Genomic DNA, 18482 nt, shown 5'->3' with positions numbered 1-18482 from the left:
TGCCCACCCCACCGTCCCAGAAATCAACGATATCGTCCCCCTCCCACCGGCCCCACTCCCTGCCTGGGATGGCAAGATAAAATGGCTGGAAGATCGCAAAGCGAACATTCCGCCGACCAAACCCAGCGAAGCCCTGATAGAGAAGCTGGCGAAAGACAAACAGCTCAACCCTGAAACCGGCAGGCCGCTGCCGACGTCACCGGATTTTGATAAAAGTGCCTCACTAAGTCTGCTGTGTACAAGCGGTGAACCTTGTCCGAAAAGCGGATACTGGCAGATTGCATGGCTGCCGCGCGAAGGACTCAGCCGGAACGCCATTCTTGCACTCAGGGAAGGCGAGATTATGCCCACTGACCGGGTGGAGTTTTGCCGCTCACGCCCCTGGCCGCTCAGTGACCAACTGTTCCATCAGGAGCAGCACGTTGACTGGCGGTTTGTGGGTGCAGTGTAATTTCACGTAATAATCAGCGATTCAGAGCAGCAACGGATGAATTAACAGGGATGAACAAAATGACTCAACGTATTAAAAAGTATGGGTATTCACGACTGCCACAGCCACAGCCACACACTGAGCACCGCAATCTTTACAAACAACTCCTGGATGGCGCCGGTGATAAGGAAGAGTACTGATGAGTCAAAATGATATTGTTTCTCCCGTCTCTGTTGTTGATACCAGTCAGTGCACCATCATTCCGCCCTGGTTTGTGGAAGGCACTGAATACCCGCCAGCTCTCGCAACCTACAAGCCTTTGGTCAACGGCGAAGAAGCTTTCCGCGCGGTTCATGAAGCCATCGCCAATGCCAAGAAGACCGTCGATATCATCTGCTGGGGGTTTCAACCATCCATGTATTTTATTCGGGATGGTCAGGCACCTTGTATTGGAGAGCTACTCATCAATTTGGCGCAAGAGAACAAAGTTCAGGTTCGTATTTTAGGCTGGGAGATGTTTTTAAATGCAACAGGTCTCGGCGGAGAGGCCAATTTACCCGGGTATGGCCTCATCAATTTAAAAAATCGGGCCGGGCAAACTTCTTCTGATGACCAATATACTTATGACAAAAAGTGGTTCTCGAAACACTTGTACTCAGGCGGGATGGCTGCTCAGGCACTTCGCTCTGGTAAAAATTCTGAGGATTCGTTTCCAATATTCGTCGGCCGTGGATTTGATGCCAATGAGCGCGCCGAAATCGCCTATCAGGCTTCCCGGCAGGCTCTCGATAAAAGTGTCAGCGGCGGCACAGTTTTCGCATTAACCATGGCCGCAACGCATCACCAAAAGACCGTGCTGATTGACTACGAATTACCAGAACATGCTGTCGGTTTTGTCATGGGGCATAACATGCTTGATGAATACTGGGATACTGATAAACATTCGTCTATGCACCGCCCTTCCGCCCAGGACCATTGGGAACCATACGAAGGCCCGCGCGGGTTTCTGCCCCGACAGGATATTTCCAGCCGGGTGACAGGTCCTATTCTTGAACATCTTCATGAAAATTTCGCCACCGCATGGTGTAAAGAGACCGGGGAAGACCTGATAAAGCACCGCAATGCTAAAGAAGTGGCTAAAAAACTTAAAACGCGGGCGGGTTTTGGCACTCCGATCATGGCCCAACTCCTGCGCACTCAGGCACAGGAAGGCAAACGGGATATCGAAAAGCTTTACCTGAAGACAGTGAATAACGCGACACAGTTTATATATATAGAGAATCAATATTTTCGTTGGCCACCGCTCGCCGAAGCGATAAAGAATAATATTTCCGCCCAGATTAAAGCGGGCCGTGTCCCTGAAAAAGACGGCTCTTTGTATCTCTTTGTTATTACCAATGTAACGGACGAAGGCATCGGAGCCGGAACCGTCAACACACAGCGTATGCTCGAAAGCCTTGGGCGTGCAGATACCATCCCTAATGTGACAAAAGAAATGCAGGTCGGGGGAATGAGTGACCCGCGACCAATTTATTATGATCCGCGGGACCCGGCAGCGCAGGAAAAACTGGACGAATATGAAAAAGAAATTCAAAAAATAAGAAACAGAGAAATTTTGCAGGTCAACATTCCCGGCCTGAAGGTGCATATCTGTTCTCTTGTCGCACCCGATTCACCCGAAGGTAACTGGATGCCGGTCTATGTGCATTCCAAGCTGATGATCATCAACGATGTATTCACGACCCATGGTTCCGCCAATATCAACACCCGTAGTATGCAGGTCGACAGCGAAATGAATATTGCCCATGACTGGGCCAGCGTGACTAAAGCACTGCGGCAGCGGCTGTGGAAGTTGCATACAAATGGAATAGGAATGCAGGATGATCCTACTGATGCTTTCAGAGATTGGGGGTATCTTCTTGGTGATAATGAAGATCTTCAGGGAACAAAAAAGGATGCCCCCAAAGCGTCACTGATTAAGTTTCTTTATAGCAAAGTAACACTGAAGGATCAGGACTGATGCGCAAATTATTATTTTCATTCTGTCTATTGCTGACAGCCTGTGACCAGAGCAATGCCCTGACCGCTATAAAAGCTGTAAAAAAGGATGTTCCCATGGATTTACTTTCAAATATTAATGCCAAGCTGGCCTTTTCCTGCAAACACGAAATCATTCCAGCAGCTTCTGCCGATAGCGAAATATTATTCAAATACGCCCGCTGGCTACAGAAAAATAATCTGCTGAAACAAGACAAAACGGTGGATGCTGAAACTGAACGTTTATATCGCATCGCTGCCGAGAATGGTCATTACAAAGCAAATATTAACCTGCAAAATGGTTCGTTCCGTGGGCAGTTCACTCTCACACCACATGAGCGTTTTCGCCTTAGCCAGCAGTTGATAAACGCTAAAGTTGCCAGCGGTTACTACTTTACCGCCATCTACTTGCAGCACGGCGCAGCCGGTTTAAAGGAGGATCAGGAACTGGCTCTGCGCTACTACCGTAAAGCCGCTGATGAAGGGAATCCTCAGGCACAGGCCTATGTAGGTAAGAAACTATTCCCGGCAGATATGGCTCCTAACATTTCCCGGCAAATGTGTCGTTGTGCTGCCGAACAGGGAGAGGGGGAAGCAGCAAAAGCCCTAGGAATCAACCAAAAAAATAGAGCTCTATATCTGGAATCACTTGAGGCATTTCAGTTGGGAATTGCTGCTGGTGATGAAATATCAGCTTATGCCCTGCAAAAAGGATTTGGTGAGCCTGAATCTACAAGTATGTACTATCTTGACCAGAAAAAAGATCCTGAACGTGCCCGGCGTTATGAGAAAATTGGCGAAATGCTGGGTAATTATTCCTATGCTAACCCCAGCGTCCCTGAAATCAACAATATCGTCCCCCTCCCACCGGCCCCGCTGCCTGCCTGGGATGGCAAGATAAAATGGCTGGAAGATCGCAAAGCGAACATTCCGCCGACCAAACCCAGCGAAGCCCTGATTGAGAAGCTGGCGAAAGACAAACAGCTCAACCCTGAAACCGGCAGGCCGCTGCCGACGTCACCGGATTTTGATAAAAGTGCCTCACTAAGTCTGCTGTGTAAAACCGGTGAACCTTGTCCGAAAAGCGGTTACTGGCAGATTGCATGGTTGCCGCGTGAAGGACTCAGCCAGAACGCCATCATCGCGTTCATAGAGGGCGAGATTATGCCCACTGACCGGGTAGAGATTTGTCGCTCATGCCCCTGGCCGCTCAGCGACAAATTGTTCCATCAGGACCAGCACGTTGACTGGCGCTTTGTGGGTGAAGCGTAATCTCATACAGCAATCAGCGGTTCAGAGCAGTAAAAACCAAGGATTAATTACAGGGATGAACATAATGACTACACGCATCAAAGGGTATAAGTACCTTGTTATATACGCCCCAGAATCTAAATCAGAAAAAAAATACTTGCCACAAGGATGAAATCAGAACTGCTTTACGGTAAGAGTTTTGCCCATAGTCACGCGGGCGACCCAATAGTGACTATTTCCTTAAAAAAGCAGGCGCATTTATTATAATAGGTAACACCCCCTATTATAACGAATTCAGATATAGTTTTATTAAACCTCCGGAGGTGGATTCACATATTTTTCATATCTTGCAACAAATGGTCGGAGAAGGTGGTGTTATTTTTATTACTGAAGTTGATGGCGATTTATCTTCCTTCGCAAATAAAATCAACGCAAAATTTCCAGCAAACATGACGACATGCTGGGTATGCAAAATGTTAAGTTTTAAAAAACTTTTTAGAAATAATTATCAACCTAATAAAAACCTAATTAGCAAAGATTGTGGTTGGGCAATATTTAATTCAGAAATTACAATGTCTATTTTTCATGAATGCATCATAACGATGGAGCTTCATTGACCAGAATATACTGTCTCAAATGGTATTTATTGTTCTATTTGGTGCTGGTTTTTTTCACAATAATTAGCAAACATCATTGACGTTTTCACAGAGAATAAAATGAAAGACCAAACCCTGCATTATTACGACGCCGAATTACGCTATTTGCGTGATGCGGCAAAAGAGTTTGCACAAACTCATCCTGATCGCGCCGCGATGCTTGATCTCGATAAATCCGGTACACCTGATCCTTATGTTGAACGCCTGTTTGAGGGCTTTGCCTTCTCGATGGGACGGCTACGTGAAAAAATTGATGATGACCTGCCGGAATTTACTGAAGGGCTGGTGAGCATGTTATGGCCGCACTATCTGCGTACCATACCGTCGCTTTCCATTGTGTCGCTGAGCCCGGACGTACCATTGATGAAGATGGCCGAAACAGTGCCCGCAGGTTTGGAAATCTATTCCCGCCCTGTCGGCCCTAAAAATACCGTCTGTCAGTACCGCACTACGCGCGACATGACGCTTAACCCGTTGGCCGTTTCGAAAGTGGTCATGGCGACCGAGCCGGACGGGCGTTCGGTGCTGCGAGTAAGACTAACCTGCAGCACGCAGACTGACTGGTCGCAGGTCGATTTACATCGTCTGTGTTTTTATCTGCCCGGAGAAGCTCCCGTCAGCAGTGCACTGCATCTGGCCCTCACCCGCCGTCAGGCGGCGCTGTATATACGCCTGCCTAATCAGGCTGACCGTATCAAACTGGATGGCTGGTTCTCGCCCGGCGGATTTTCGGATGAAGATCTGTTGTGGCCAAAAGGTGAAAGTGCGTTCAGTGGCTATCAGTTGCTGCTGGAGTATTTCACCTTCCGCGAAAAATTCATGTTCGTGCATCTTAACGGACTGGAATCAGTGACCTTGCCCGCCGGGATCGCTCACTTGGATCTGGAGGTGGTTTTCAACAGTCAGTGGCAAAACGACCTGCCTGTCACCGATGAAGCCATGGCGCTGCATTGTGTGCCGGTGATCAACCTGTTCACACTGGAAGCCGATCCGCTGATTATTAACGGAATGGAAAATGAATATCTGCTGCGGCCGCGCCGGTTACAGGACGGTCATACCGAAATTTATTCTGTCGATTCTGTAACAGGCTCACAGCGAACGTCGGACGCAACCTACGTGCCCTTCACCAGCTTCCGTCATCGCGGCGGCATGCAAAGACGCCATGCGCCGGAGCGTTATTTCCACACTCGCGTAAAACGCGGCGTGACCGGGCTGCATGATACATGGTTGATCCTCGGCGGACAGCAATGGGAAGTCGATCGCGAATTCACCCGCGAGCCCGTCTCCCTGAAAATTACCGGCACTAACGGTCAGTTGCCACGCAAAGCGTTGCAAAGCACTTTGCTTGACCGTTGTGAAGCCGTATTACAGATACCACTGAAAGTCAGAAATCTCAGCAAACCGACGCTGCCCTCCTATCCTCCGGCGGAAGATCACTTCCAGTGGCGGGTGCTCAGCCACCTGGGCTCCAGTTACCTTAATCTCATGAGCAGCGCGAAAGTGTTGCGCGGCACGCTGGAGCTTTACAACTGGCAGAGCGATGAGCTGAACAACCGCCGCCTGGATGCTATTCAGCGGGTACAACACCACCAGATCCAACGTTTTGAGAAAGGTTTTTTGCTGCGCGGCATTGATATCGAAGTCACGCTGGATGGCAACGGCTTTACCGGTGAAGGCGATATTCATCTGTTCGGGGAAATGCTCAACCGCTTCTTTGCGCTTTATGCTGATATCCATTTATTCAATCAGTTAACGCTTATCGTTCAGCCTGCCGGGAAATGTATCCGATGGAAAGAGAATCACAATCAGCGCCTGCCCGGCTGATCGAGCAACTTCAAGATAAACTGCCCTATACCCAGTTTTATCGTTTTTGTCAGTTGCTGGAACAAAGCCAGCCAGATGCCCCGGCGCTGGGCAGCCAATGGCAGGTCAGACACGACCCGGTGCGTTTTCGACCGCATCCGGGGATGGGATTTCCGGCCAGCGAGTTTAAACGGGTGGAAATGCCGGAACATCCGCATCTTCCGCCGACTATCCGTACCACATTTATGGGGCTGTATGGTGTGGAATCACCGCTGCCAACCGCGTATATCGACGACATTACCCAGCGTCGCGACGGTTACGAAGCGGTCAGCGACTTTCTCGATATTTTCAACCACCGGCTGATCACCCAGTATTACCGAATCTGGCGCAAATACTCATATCCCGCCACTTTTACACCCGGCGGGACAGATAAAACCTCGAAATATCTGCTGAGTCTTTGCGGGCTGGGCATAGAAGGATGTGCGCAAGAGATTGCCACGCCGGTTTCCCGCTTTCTGGCGCTCACCAGTATGATGCGGCTGCCGACACGCACCAGCGAAGGCATTATCGCATTGGTTCAGTTGCTGGCACCGGATACACAGGCGCAGATACTGGCGCATGACCGCTGCATTATTCCCCTGCGCAAGCAATTGACCATGAGTGCCAGCGCGCCGGTCAGTATGAGCAGCAGCCCGGTGATGGGGCGCCAGACCGTCGATGTGAACTGTCAGGTTCTGCTGAAACTGACCACTGAAAATCCGGATGAAGCCCGTGAATGGCTTCCGGGTGGCCAGCTTTACACCGATTTGCTGGCGTTGTTGCAGGTGTATCTTGGCTCCCGGTTGCACGTCCGTTTACAACTGTCGGTGTCACGCGCGCTGCTGCCCGATGCAAAACTTTCCTGCCAGCCGGAAAAATCCGGTGTGCTGCTGGGAAGAACCGCAGTGATGCGCAGGTTAAGGATTACATCTGCGACCCAAAATAAAACTGCAGTAATCACTATTAATCTGGGCCGCTATCAGCGCGTTCAGGAAAATCTTCATCGAAGGGAGACTGATGAATATGGCGACTATCGCTGGTAAAACCCGTTTTACATTACTGATGCTGGCAATGGTATCCACACTGGGCGGATGCGGACTGACCCAGAAAGTCAGCGACGGCACCGTCGCCATGACCAAATCCATTTTTTACAAGCAGGTGAAAACGCTGCACCTGGATATTAAGGCGCGCGACGCCATCAACAACAATACCAACGGTGCTCCGCTCTCCACCGTAGTGCGCATCTATCAGTTAAAAGATCGCAAAGTGTTTGATGATACTGATTATCCATCGCTTTTTGCACAAGACAGTCAGGCAATTAACGCCGATCTGTTGGCAGGAAAGGACATCCGGATCCGTCCGGGTTCGGCTGTCACTATCGACACGCCGTTGGATGAAAAAGCGCAGTATGTGGCAGTCGCAGGCATGTTCCTGTCGCCAGATATGAAGAACAATACCTGGCGTATCGTGCTGAGCCGAGACGATCTGGATCCGGATAAGGCGCGCCAGATTGAACTCAATAACCAGGGAATGAGTTTGCTGCCGCTGAAGGACAAGTGATATGTCACAACCCTCACTCTACGAAATGCTGCTCGGCAACTTTGCCGGTGGCCTCGGTCTGCACAACGTCAGCGAAGAAAATCAGGTGATCCTCTCCGTGCTCGACAACATGCAGCGCATTCTCAACTGTCGCGCCGGAACGCTCAGCCATCTGCCGGATTACGGCCTGCCGGATATGAGTAAAATCCTGCACGGAATGCCCGGCACGGCACATTCACTGCTGGATGTCTTGTCAGAAACCCTGCTGAAATACGAGCCGCGCATCAAAAAGCTGCACGTGATTTTATTGCCACAATCCAGACCAGGGCATCTTGAATATGCCATTGACGCCGAGCTGAAAGAGCTTGGCTTAGTGCGTTTCGGTACGGAATTTATGCCGGAAGGCCGTGTGCTGATGCGCCATATGAAACAGCAGAATTACGTCAGTTAAGGAAAACGATTATGTCGATTGAACGCCAGCTGCGCACCGGGGGTGACCCGCGTGCGCTGGCTGATTACGCCGTTTTACGCGAAGAAATGAGCAAGTTAACCCATCCGGCACGCCCGGATGTGCACTGGCAAAAAGTGGAGCAGTTATGCCTTAACCTGTTCCAGCAAAATGGCATCGAACTGCAAACGGCGTCGTGGTACACACAGGCCAGAACGCGGTCAGCGGGTATGTCAGGATTAAATGAAGGGCTCGCGATCCTCGAAGCATTGCTCTCCCGTCAGTGGACGGGATTATGGCCGCATCCGGCTCACGCGCGGATGGAAATACTCTCGGGTCTGAGCCAGCGCCTGCAGCAGATATTGCGCAGCATGGCGCTGGAATATCATGATTTATCAGCTATTTATCAGGCGGAGAAACTGCTCAATGCATTGTGTGATGTTTTGCAGCGCCTTGAACTTAAACACATCAGCCAGCTGGAAGCACTGAGCAGTTTTCTGCACGGGGCTGCCGTGAGGCTGGAAAATATGCACGCGGCCAGTGATACGACAATCGTATTGCCTGCGGCGGCACCAGAGAACACAGAAAAAAGATGGGCTACGCAAGCCCGCGAGCAGTGGGTTTATGTCGCACAGACTGAGCCCGCAGAACTGCAGGAGAAAGTTGCCCCGCCCGTGACGATTAAACACCCGGTTCAGTGGAAAGGTTTTCTCGCCGGCATCATGGCAACATTGCTGGCTGGTGGCGGAGTCTGCGCAGCTTTCACGGCGTTTTATCATCCGCTATCCGGTGAGCAACTAATGGCGACGCTGCCGGTAATACCACAACCCCTGAATGCCCAGACACTGGAAAAAATGAAAAACCAGCAGGCTGAAATGTTGCATCGTGAAGCACCGGCGTTTCTGGCTGCCGCGCAGCAGCAAACGCGCCAGCTGGCAACCTTGTCGCCGCACTGGGCGCAGGATACCGGGTCACATCTGGTCAGCCAGGCACTGATACTGTGGCCTGATAATCCCGCCACCGCCGCACTGGCAAAAAACTGGACACAGCAACTGAATGCCAGCGCCGTGCCGCCGGAAAGTCTCAACGGCTGGCAACAGGCGAATGCTCAGTTGCAGCAACTGGCGGACAAACTCAACGGGCTGGATGAACAACGCGGTAAATACATGACCGTTTCACAGCTTAAATCGTCGGTGTTCGCTATCCAGCAGGCGCTGAACAGTGCCCCGCCGGTTGAGGAATCACTGAGAAAACTCGCCGATATGCGGCAACAGAATACGGCTATCCCGCCACAGCTGATACTGCAACTCGACAATCAGTTTACGCAGTTACTGAACCGGTACGCCTTACTTATCGAGACCTTACCGGTAGCTGCACGGTGAAGACAGACTGCTGACATTCACGCCGTTTTTTTACCGGGGCCGGGCATAACAGGTGGCGCGGAAACCAGCCCGGCCCTGACGCCCGCAGCGGCTTACCTCTTATATACCCGTCCGGTTAATGCCGGACGAAAGCATGGAGCACTGCTGTTTTTATTCATTCCGCCTTGCGGCTCAAATGTAAAAAAATGCTACAAGCATTACCTTACGGCTGCTTTTTTGGGCAAAATCGATGACATAAATTTACATTGCATTAAAAATAGGAATGCGCTGTCGCCACTGCTGATTTAACTTTCTTGTTACCAATTTTGCACACAACAAGCCATTACCCGATGCAGAGAAATTACATTTGAAAAACATCAAAACTTTTTGATCCAGATCAATGCAACAACTTGGCCCCTTAGTTTTTGTGGTTAATTCCCCTGCTGCCGCTTTCCCGCAAAATTAGTTTTTCCACTCTTGCGTTTTAACCGCGCTGAAAGTGTTTCAACGACTAATTTCCCTGCGGAACCGTCCCTGTTAATCCCCTCACACGCTGTGCTTAAATCGGCTTCTCGCGAAACCCCGGCAGTCCCCCCTTTCATTCTAGACTTCACCTGCGAATGTCAGACATCGCCGGTTCCCGTACCGGTATTACTGTTTGGAAGGGTAACCTGACACACAAAAAGAGGTTGTTATGTTTGGTCTTGATGCGCTAGAACTGGCCCGTATCCAGTTCGCCTTCACCGTCTCTTTTCATATCATTTTTCCCGCTATTACTATCGGGCTTGCCAGTTTTCTGGCTGTCCTGGAAGGCATGTGGCTGAAAACAAAGAAAGAGGCTTATCGCGACCTGTATCATTTCTGGTCGAAAATTTTTGCCGTTAACTTCGGTATGGGCGTGGTCTCCGGTCTGGTGATGGCTTACCAGTTTGGTACCAACTGGAGCATGTTCTCCTCCTTTGCGGGCAGTATTACCGGCCCGCTGCTGACGTACGAGGTGTTAACCGCGTTCTTCCTGGAAGCCGGTTTCCTCGGCGTGATGCTGTTCGGCTGGAACCGCGTCGGACCTGGCCTGCACTTCTTCTCGACCTGTATGGTAGCGCTCGGCACATTGATGTCGACATTCTGGATCCTCGCCTCCAACAGCTGGATGCAGACCCCGCAGGGCTATGAAATTGTTAATAATCTGGTGGTTCCGGTCAGCTGGATGAAGATTATCTTCAACCCGTCATTCCCGTTCCGCTTAATGCATATGACCACTGCCGCGTTCCTCGCCTCTGCATTCTTCGTCGGGTCTGCTGCGGCCTGGCATTTGTTGCGCGGTCGCGATACGCCAGCCATCCGCACCATGTTATCGATGGCGATGTGGATGGCGCTGATCGTCTCGCCCATTCAGGCATTCCTCGGCGATGCCCACGGTCTGAATACCCTGAAATATCAGCCCGCCAAAATCGCGGCCATTGAAGGTCACTGGGAAAATAAAGACAACAAACCGTCCCCGCTGGTGCTGATTGGTTATCCGGATATGAACCGTGAAGAAACCCGTTACGCGATTGAAATCCCGTATCTGGGCAGTCTGATCCTGACGCACAGCCTGACGCATCAGATCCCGGCGCTGAAATCCTTCCCGAAAGAAGACCGCCCGAACTCTTCGGTTATCTTCTACACCTTCCGCATTATGGCCGGTCTCGGCATGCTGATGATTTTGCTGGGTGTACTGAGCCTGATCCTGCGCCGTGGCGGCAAAATGTATACCTCTAAAGCGTTCCTGCGCTTTGCTTTCCTGATGGGGCCTTCCGGTCTGCTGGCGTTACTGGCGGGGTGGATCACCACGGAAATGGGGCGTCAGCCGTGGGTGGTTTACGGCCTGCTGCGTACTAAAGATGCGGTCTCTAACCATAATGTGCTGCAAATGAGCGTCAGTCTGATCCTGTTCATCGTCATCTATTGCTCGGTGTTTGGTGTCGGTTACGGCTATATGATGCGTCTGATCCGCAAGGGTCCGCAGGCGCATGAAGGAGAAGCTGTTGATCACGGAGGTCCCGGCCAGCACCGCACGCCCGCACGTCCGCTGTCTGCTATTTCCGAATCACTGACCGACGAAAATAAGGAAGCTTGATAATGGGTATCGACTTACCGCTGATCTGGTTTTTGATCATCATCTTCGGCGTGATGATGTATATCGTGATGGACGGCTTCGACCTGGGCATCGGTCTGCTGTTCCCGCTGGTCAAAAAAGAGCACGACCGTGACGTAATGATGAACACCGTTGCGCCGGTATGGGATGGTAACGAAACCTGGCTGGTGCTCGGCGGTGCGGCGCTTTATGGTGCATTCCCGCTGGCCTACTCAGTGATTCTGGATGCACTGACTATTCCGCTGACCCTGATGCTGTTTGGTCTGATCTTCCGTGGTGTGGCATTTGAATTTCGTTTCAAAGCCAGCCCGGCCAAACGTCACGTGTGGGATAAATCCTTCATCTGCGGATCGGTGATCGCCACCTTCTGTCAGGGCGTGGTGCTGGGTGCTGTGATCAACGGCATTCCGGTAGTGAATCGCACTTACGCTGGTGGCGCACTGGACTGGCTGACACCGTTTACGCTGTTCTGTGGTTTTGCGCTGGTGGTGGCTTATGCCCTGCTCGGCTGCACCTGGCTTATCATGAAAACCCAGGGCGAATTGCAGGAAGCGATGCACAAAATCGCCAAACCACTGCTGGTGGTATTCCTGCTGGTGACGCTGGCCGTCAGCCTGTGGACGCCGCTGACGCACACTGATATCGCCACCCGCTGGTTCTCGCGCCCTAACCTTTATGGGTTCCTGCCAGTACCGGTGCTGGTGGTGCTGGTCTCGGTGTGGATGTTCCGTGCCATCAGTAAAAATGCGCATCATGCGCCCTTCCTGCTGACACTGGCACTGGTGTTCCTGGGCTATACCGGCCTGGGGATCAGCATCTGGCCGAACATCATCCCGCCGTCCATTTCTATCTGGGAGGCCGCTTCACCGCCACAAAGTCAGGGCTTTATCCTGGTCGGCGCCCTGTTCATCATCCCGATTATTTTGGTGTACACCTTCTGGAGCTACTACGTGTTCCGCGGGAAAGTCACGCCGGATCAGGGTTATCACTGAGGAATCGCATTATGAATCTCATCAGAAAAATGGATGGCAATAACATTACTAAAGCCCCGTTTTTAAAGCGTGTCGGCTGGATGGCCGTCATCTGGGGCGGCAGTGTGCTGGCGTTATTTGTTGTGGCATCGGTGTTTCATCTGCTGATGTTTGCGGCGGGAATGAGAAGTCATTAAGTGCAGAAAGTCGGAGGGGTTTAGCAGACGACACTGCTCTGCCTTCTCCCTTTTTATTTCTCCGGCAGCAGCCGGACAAAACCCGGAAATGGCAGATTTCGGCAACAAAAAGCCCGCTCGGAAGCGGGCTAAAAACAACAAAACAGACTTTTGTCTCAACTTTCTTATTATCTCCCTGGTGCAGGATTTCTTATTCTTTCACCGTCTCCTCAAGCGTGAAACGCCCTAACGGATTCTGGTGGAAATCTTTGATATTTTTACGCGTCACGTTGCGATACGGGCTGTAATACAGGTCAATCCAGTTCACGTCGGCTTTCGCCATTTTCTGCAAATCGATGTACATCTGCTCACGCTTCTTCGGATCCATTTCCACCCGGGCGGCAGCCACCAGCGCTTTCACTTTGTCATTGTGATAACGCGTCATGTAATTCATGTTCGAGTCGTGGCCCAGCGTAAAGGTGGTTTTCTGATCCGGGTCGAGAATGTCGTTAGTCCAGTACATCACCGAAATGTCATAATCTCCCGCCACTAACATGTCCCAGCTCTGGCTCGGATCCACTTTCTGCAAGTTGGCAGTGATCCCGGCTTTTGCCAGTTGCTGTTGCAGCAGTACGGCAATCTGTTCATCCACCTCATCACCGGCATTCACCAGATATTTCAGGGTCAGGTTTTTCACCCCGGCCGCCGCCAGCAGTTGTCTGGCTTTTTCAGGGTCGTACGGGCGTTGCAGGTTACCGGCGTAATGATACAGCGCCCCGTCAGGGATGTAGGAGTTGGCGATTTTGCCGTAACCGAACGTCACGGTATCGATAATGGCTTTTTTATCGATGGCGAAATCCAGCGCCTGACGCACTTCCACTTTGCCCAAATCCCCGTGGGAATGGTTGATCAGCAGGTGATCCTCACGGGTAGAGGTATCCAGCTCGACCGCCAGTTTCGGGTCTTTTTGCAGCGATGAGATGCGTGAGAACGGGATCGACAGCGCCGCGTCAATTTCTCCGGCCTGCACTTTCAGCATGCGGGTATTGTCATCCGGCAGCGTCAGCCACTCGACACCATCGAGTTTCACTTTCGCGGCATCCCAGTAATATGGGTTTTTCACCAGTTCGACTTTCTCGCCGCGTGTCCACTCTTTCACGCTGAACGCGCCGGAACCGACCGGATGTTCCGCAAAGTCATCCGCACCCTGTTTGGTCAGCGCCTGTTGCGAAATCACCGAGGCATTCGGCAGCGCCAGCTGCGACAGAAACGCCGCCGATGGTGTTTTCAGGGTAATGATCAACGTATGAGCGTCGGGGGCTTTCAGCGTATCGATAATACTGTACGAATCCTTCCACAGCGATCCGGCATCATCACGGATACGCGTCAGGCTGAACACCGCATCGGAAGCGGTCACCGGCGTGCCATCAGAGAATTTCGCCTCACGCATTTTCAGCGTATAGGTTTTGCCGTCCGGCGAAATCGTCCAGCTTTCCGCCAGACCCGGCAGCAGTTTGGTGCCGGTGTTATCAACACGCACCAGCGGATCAAAGACATTGGAGAACACCCAGTTATCGGCGTTTTGCGCTGACCTGATCGGATCAAATGTAGTGCTGTCTTCACGACGACCAATGGTCAGCACCCCCGCCGCTTGCGCCATTTCGCTGACCAGACTCAGCGCCAGCAGCACTCCGGCGGCCACAACGTTAAAATGCTTTTGTTTCATATAACATTCCTTCAGTCATCGGATTAATTCCGTCGCTTTTGTGGTTTTCAAGAACACAGGCGAAGGCATGGTCGGCAATGTGCCGGGTTTCGGGTGCCGCACCCTGTCTGCACTCAGGCAGCGCAAAGGCACAGCGTGGATGGAAAGCGCAGCCCGCAGGCAGCGAAACCGGGCTGGGTGGTTCACCCTGTAACGGATGCTCCGGCAGCGGCCGGTCGGGGTCGATTTCAGGAATGGCCGCCACCAGCGCGGCGGTATACGGATGTCGCGGCGCGCTAAACACCGTTTGCGTCGGCCCGCTTTCGACAATACGCCCGAGGTACATCACCGCTACGCGGTCACACAAGCGGCGCACAATCGCCAGATCATGGGCGATAAACAGGATCGCCAGACCCATACTTTCACGCAGATCCATCAGCAGATTGATAATCTGCGCCTGAATCGACACATCCAGCGCCGCAACACATTCATCGGCGACGATCAGGCGCGGTTCGATAGCCAGCGCACGGGCAATACCGGCGCGCTGACATTGCCCGCCGCTCAATGCCTGCGGACGGCGTGTGGCATGTTCCGGGCTTAGCCCGACCAGGGTCAGCAGCGTATTAATCCGCGCGGGAATCTCCGCTTTCGTCACTTTCCTGTGTACCCGCAGCACCTCGCCGATACTTTCGCCAATCGTCTGGCGCGGATTGAGTGAGGAAAACGGATCCTGAAAGATCATGGCGGTTTGCCGGCGCAGACGGGCAATGTCGGGTTTCATACCTTCGGTAATCAGTTGCCCGTTAAAGCGAACCCGTCCGGCGCTGGTGTTTTCCAGCTGCAACATCGCCCGGCCAAGGGTACTTTTTCCGCTGCCTGATTCACCAACCAGCCCCAGCGTTTCGCCTGCACGGATGTGCAGTGATACGCCATTCACAGCCTGAACGTGGCGCTTTTTAAAACCAAAACCGGAAACCGGAAACGTCACGCAAAGATCTTCCACTTCGAGTAGCGGGTAAGGTTGCACAGTGAGATCAGGCAAATGATTCATTTCCCCTCCCGTGGATCAGCGGATGATGACAGGCGGTGGCGTGGCTGCCCGTTTGCATCGCGGGCTGGCTGTCCCGGCACAACGCCGTCGCCTGCGCACAGCGCGGATGAAAACGGCAACCGGACGGGAATCGTGCCGCTACCGGCGGCTGACCGGGTAACGTGATCAGCCGTCCGGCGCCACCTTCGCTGACCGGCTGGCAGTCAATCAGGCCACGGGTGTACGGATGCAGTGCCTGCGCCAGTACCGGGCGTTTTTCACCGGTTTCACACAAACGTCCGCCGTACATCACCGCGATGCGGTCACAGGTTTGTGCCACCACGCCCAGATCATGAGTGATCAGAATGATGGCGATACCCAGCCGGTCACGCAGATCGCGGAGCAGATGCAAAATCTGCATCTGTACGGTGACATCCAGCGCCGTGGTCGGTTCATCGGCAATCAGCATTTTTGGTTCGCAGGCCAGCGCCACGGCGATCATTGCCCGCTGACGCATGCCGCCGGAAAACTCATGCGGGTAGTTATCTGCCCGTCGCTGTGGGTCCGGAATACCGACCTGACGCAGCAGTTCCACTGCCTGTCCCTGTGCCTCACGGCGGCTGGCCCCAAAATGCAGACGGCGGCTTTCGGCAATCTGCTGGCCTATGGTCATCACCGGATTCAGATGACTGGCCGGATTCTGGAAAATCATGCCAATTTCGCGCCCGCGAATGGCCGTCATGCGTTTATCGCTCAGGGTCAGTAAATCGGTACCGTTCAGGCGGATTTCGCCGGTGCGGATATGCAGCCCTTCGCCCGGCAGCAGGCGCATCATGGCACGGCAACTCAGCGTTTTACCGGAACCGCTTTCGCCGACCAGTCCGAGAATATCCCCCGCATTCAGCGTCAGCGAAAGCCTGTCTACCAGCGCCACACCCTGCCGGTCTTCAATGGTCAGGCCGGAAACCTGCATTAACGTCATGGTCGCTCCCCCAGTTTGTCACCCAGTCCGTCCGCCAGCAGGCTGAAACTCATCGCCAGCACCACAATCGCCAGGCCGGGGAAGGTTGTTATCCACCACGCCGTGGTAATAAAACTCTGGCCTTCAGCGACCATCACACCCCATTCTGCGACCGGCGGCTGAACGCCGAGGCCGAGATAACTCACCGACGCGCCGCTGAGTAACACCAGCACGCAGTCGGACATTGAGAACACCAGCGAACTGGTCAGCGCATTGGGCAGCAAATGCAAAAGTAAGATACGCGGATGGCTGTAGCCCAGGCTGCGCGCGGCCAGAATAAAATCCCGGTGTTTAAGCGTCAGCACCTGCGAGCGCACCAGACGGGCATACGACACCCAGCCGACCATGGCCATCGCGATATAAAAACTGCCCAGTCCCGGCCCGAGAATGGCAATAATCGACAGCATCAGCACCAGAAAAGGAAACGCCAGCACCACGTCTATCACCCGCATGAAAAAGGTGTCCACTGCACCGCCGAGATACCCCGCAAACGCGCCGGTCAGCGTGCCGAAGATAAACGGAAAAATGACGCCAATCAGACAGATTTGCAGATCAATCCGTGCGCCCCACATCACACGGGAAAGAATGTCGCGGCCAAAGTTATCGGTGCCGAAAGGATGGGTGAACGATGGCGGTGACAGTGTCACTGATGCATCCTGCGCTATCGGGTCAAACGGCGCGATCCACGGGCTGAGCAGCGCAATCAGAACCCAGACACTGAGCATCACAATCCCCAGCAGCAACGCCTGCTGGCGTGGCAACCAGCGCAGATGAAAATATCCCATTCGCTGTGTCGCAATCTTTTCGGTCATGCTCATAGCTTCACCCTCGGATCCAGCGCCACAGTCAGTAAGTCCGCCAGCAAATTCACTGCGACCGTCGCCAGCGCAAACACCAGTACCACCCCCTGCACCACCATGTAATCACGGCTGATAATGGCTTTCACCAGCAACTGTCCCATGCCGGGAATGGCAAATACGCTTTCAATCACCACCGTGCTGCCAATCAGCCAGCCGATATTCACCGCCAGCAGATTGACCGTCGGCACCAGCGAGTTGGGCATCACATGTCGCCAGAAAATACGGTTTTCGTTCTGTCCCCGCGCACGGGCGGCGGTAACGTAATCATTCTGTAACTCCATCAGCAGACTGGCGCGAAGGTTACGGGTCAGTACCGCCGACAGCGCCAGCGCAACGGTCAGGCACGGCAGAAACAGATGATGAACCCGCTCACCAAAGTCGCTGCCATAGCCCGACACCGGAAACCAGCCGAGTGACAGGCTGAACAGCAAAATCATCATGATCGCCAGCCAGAACGCCGGTAATCCGAGGCCGATAGTAGAAAGTAAACGGATCACCTGATCCGCCAGCCGCCCGCGATGTCGCGCCGCCCCGGCTGCCAGCGGCACGGTGAACAGCATCGCCAGCACCACGCTGCCGAGCACCAGATACAGCGTGGGTTCAATACGCGACATGATAAGCTTCAGCGTATCCACGCGGTAAATCAGTGACTTGCCCATCTCGCCATGAAACAGATTGCGCAGAAAATAGAGATATTGCTGCCAGACCGGCAGATCCAGCCCGTACTGCAAACGGATGCGGGCAATAGCTTCCGGTGTGCTGCGCACCCCGAGCAGGATCCGCGCCGGATCGCCAGGTATGGCACGCACCATCGCGAAAGTCAGCATACTTATCCCCAGCAACACCGGCAGCAGTTGCAGCGGTCGCCATAACAAAAATCGGTAACGGTGCATGACAATCCTCTTAATGGCAGTTTCTGGTGCAGAGCGAGAGTCTTTTCCCCTGTGGCTTTACGTTAGCCGCAGCCAGACTCCCCCGGTAGTTAGCAAAAATACTAGGTTTGCACCCGCAGCGATGT

17 protein-coding genes are annotated in these 18482 nt (G+C 53.0%); 12 read left to right on the top strand and 5 right to left on the bottom strand.

Annotated features, from left to right (window positions below):
* The 12 genes from J1781_RS11280 to J1781_RS11225 all read left to right on the top strand — a co-directional run.
* The coding region (locus J1781_RS11280) for a DUF6396 domain-containing protein (RefSeq protein ID WP_238483513.1) at positions 1-451 on the top strand (451 nt) is incomplete at its 5' end.
* A 178-nt stretch (positions 452-629) separates the two neighbouring features.
* A complete protein-coding gene (locus tag J1781_RS11275; RefSeq protein ID WP_217233557.1) occupies positions 630-2450 on the top strand; it encodes a Tle5 family T6SS lipase effector in 1821 nt (606 codons plus the stop codon).
* The gene (locus J1781_RS11270) at positions 2450-3739 is read left to right on the top strand and encodes an SEL1-like repeat protein (RefSeq protein WP_217233556.1); all 1290 of its coding nucleotides are present in this window, start codon (positions 2450-2452) and stop codon (positions 3737-3739) included. The genes J1781_RS11275 and J1781_RS11270 overlap by 1 nt, the downstream gene beginning before the upstream one ends.
* 302 nt (positions 3740-4041) lie before the next feature.
* On the top strand, positions 4042-4335 hold the full coding sequence (locus tag J1781_RS11265) for a hypothetical protein (RefSeq protein WP_217233555.1): 294 nt from the start codon (positions 4042-4044) through the stop codon (positions 4333-4335).
* A gap of 99 nt (positions 4336-4434) precedes the next feature.
* A complete protein-coding gene (gene tssF, locus J1781_RS11260) occupies positions 4435-6198 on the top strand; it encodes a type VI secretion system baseplate subunit TssF (RefSeq protein WP_129991042.1) in 1764 nt (587 codons plus the stop codon).
* Positions 6162-7259 carry a type VI secretion system baseplate subunit TssG gene (tssG, locus tag J1781_RS11255; protein ID WP_217233554.1) on the top strand — a complete coding sequence of 366 codons (1098 nt, stop codon included), beginning with the start codon at positions 6162-6164 and terminating at the stop codon, positions 7257-7259. Before tssF ends, tssG begins: the two co-directional genes overlap by 37 nt.
* Entirely contained in the window at positions 7240-7776 is a 537-nt protein-coding gene (tssJ, locus tag J1781_RS11250) for a type VI secretion system lipoprotein TssJ (protein WP_377426126.1), read from the top strand. Before tssG ends, tssJ begins: the two co-directional genes overlap by 20 nt.
* A gap of 1 nt (position 7777) precedes the next feature.
* Positions 7778-8206, top strand: a complete 429-nt coding sequence (gene tssE, locus J1781_RS11245; RefSeq protein ID WP_217233553.1) for a type VI secretion system baseplate subunit TssE — start codon at positions 7778-7780, stop codon at positions 8204-8206.
* A gap of 11 nt (positions 8207-8217) precedes the next feature.
* Positions 8218-9585 (top strand): VasL domain-containing protein, encoded by a 1368-nt coding sequence (locus J1781_RS11240; RefSeq protein WP_217233552.1) that lies wholly within the window; start codon positions 8218-8220, stop codon positions 9583-9585.
* 673 nt (positions 9586-10258) lie between these two features.
* On the top strand, positions 10259-11683 hold the full coding sequence (locus tag J1781_RS11235) for a cytochrome ubiquinol oxidase subunit I (protein ID WP_129953503.1): 1425 nt from the start codon (positions 10259-10261) through the stop codon (positions 11681-11683).
* 2 nt (positions 11684-11685) lie between these two features.
* Entirely contained in the window at positions 11686-12693 is a 1008-nt protein-coding gene (gene cydB, locus J1781_RS11230; RefSeq protein ID WP_129953502.1) for a cytochrome d ubiquinol oxidase subunit II, read from the top strand.
* Between the two features lie 11 nt (positions 12694-12704).
* Positions 12705-12869, top strand: coding sequence for a DUF2474 domain-containing protein (locus J1781_RS11225; protein WP_129953501.1), 165 nt, complete (start codon positions 12705-12707; stop codon positions 12867-12869).
* Positions 12870-13059: 190 nt separating this feature from the next.
* Here J1781_RS11225 and J1781_RS11220 read toward each other — a convergent pair whose 3' ends face one another.
* The 5 genes from J1781_RS11220 to J1781_RS11200 are packed head-to-tail and all read right to left on the bottom strand — an operon-like array spanning position 13060 to position 18357.
* Positions 13060-14574, bottom strand: coding sequence for an ABC transporter substrate-binding protein (locus tag J1781_RS11220; protein WP_217233551.1), 1515 nt, complete (start codon positions 14572-14574; stop codon positions 13060-13062).
* Complete coding sequence (locus tag J1781_RS11215; protein WP_129953499.1) at positions 14555-15604, bottom strand: ABC transporter ATP-binding protein; 1050 nt, start codon at positions 15602-15604, stop codon at positions 14555-14557. The genes J1781_RS11220 and J1781_RS11215 overlap by 20 nt, the downstream gene beginning before the upstream one ends.
* Complete coding sequence (locus J1781_RS11210; RefSeq protein WP_129953498.1) at positions 15588-16565, bottom strand: ABC transporter ATP-binding protein; 978 nt, start codon at positions 16563-16565, stop codon at positions 15588-15590. Before J1781_RS11210 ends, J1781_RS11215 begins: the two co-directional genes overlap by 17 nt.
* Entirely contained in the window at positions 16562-17422 is an 861-nt protein-coding gene (locus J1781_RS11205) for an ABC transporter permease (RefSeq protein ID WP_217233550.1), read from the bottom strand. Before J1781_RS11205 ends, J1781_RS11210 begins: the two co-directional genes overlap by 4 nt.
* Positions 17419-18357, bottom strand: a complete 939-nt coding sequence (locus J1781_RS11200) for an ABC transporter permease (RefSeq protein WP_129953496.1) — start codon at positions 18355-18357, stop codon at positions 17419-17421. The genes J1781_RS11205 and J1781_RS11200 overlap by 4 nt, the downstream gene beginning before the upstream one ends.
* Positions 18358-18482: the final 125 nt, after the last annotated feature.

This window comes from Rahnella perminowiae (assembly GCF_019049695.1).
In the GTDB taxonomy this organism is placed as follows: Bacteria; Pseudomonadota; Gammaproteobacteria; order Enterobacterales; family Enterobacteriaceae; genus Rahnella; species Rahnella perminowiae.
The sequence above is the reverse complement of the archived record's forward strand: the minus strand, read 5'-3'. Positions and strand labels throughout refer to the sequence as shown.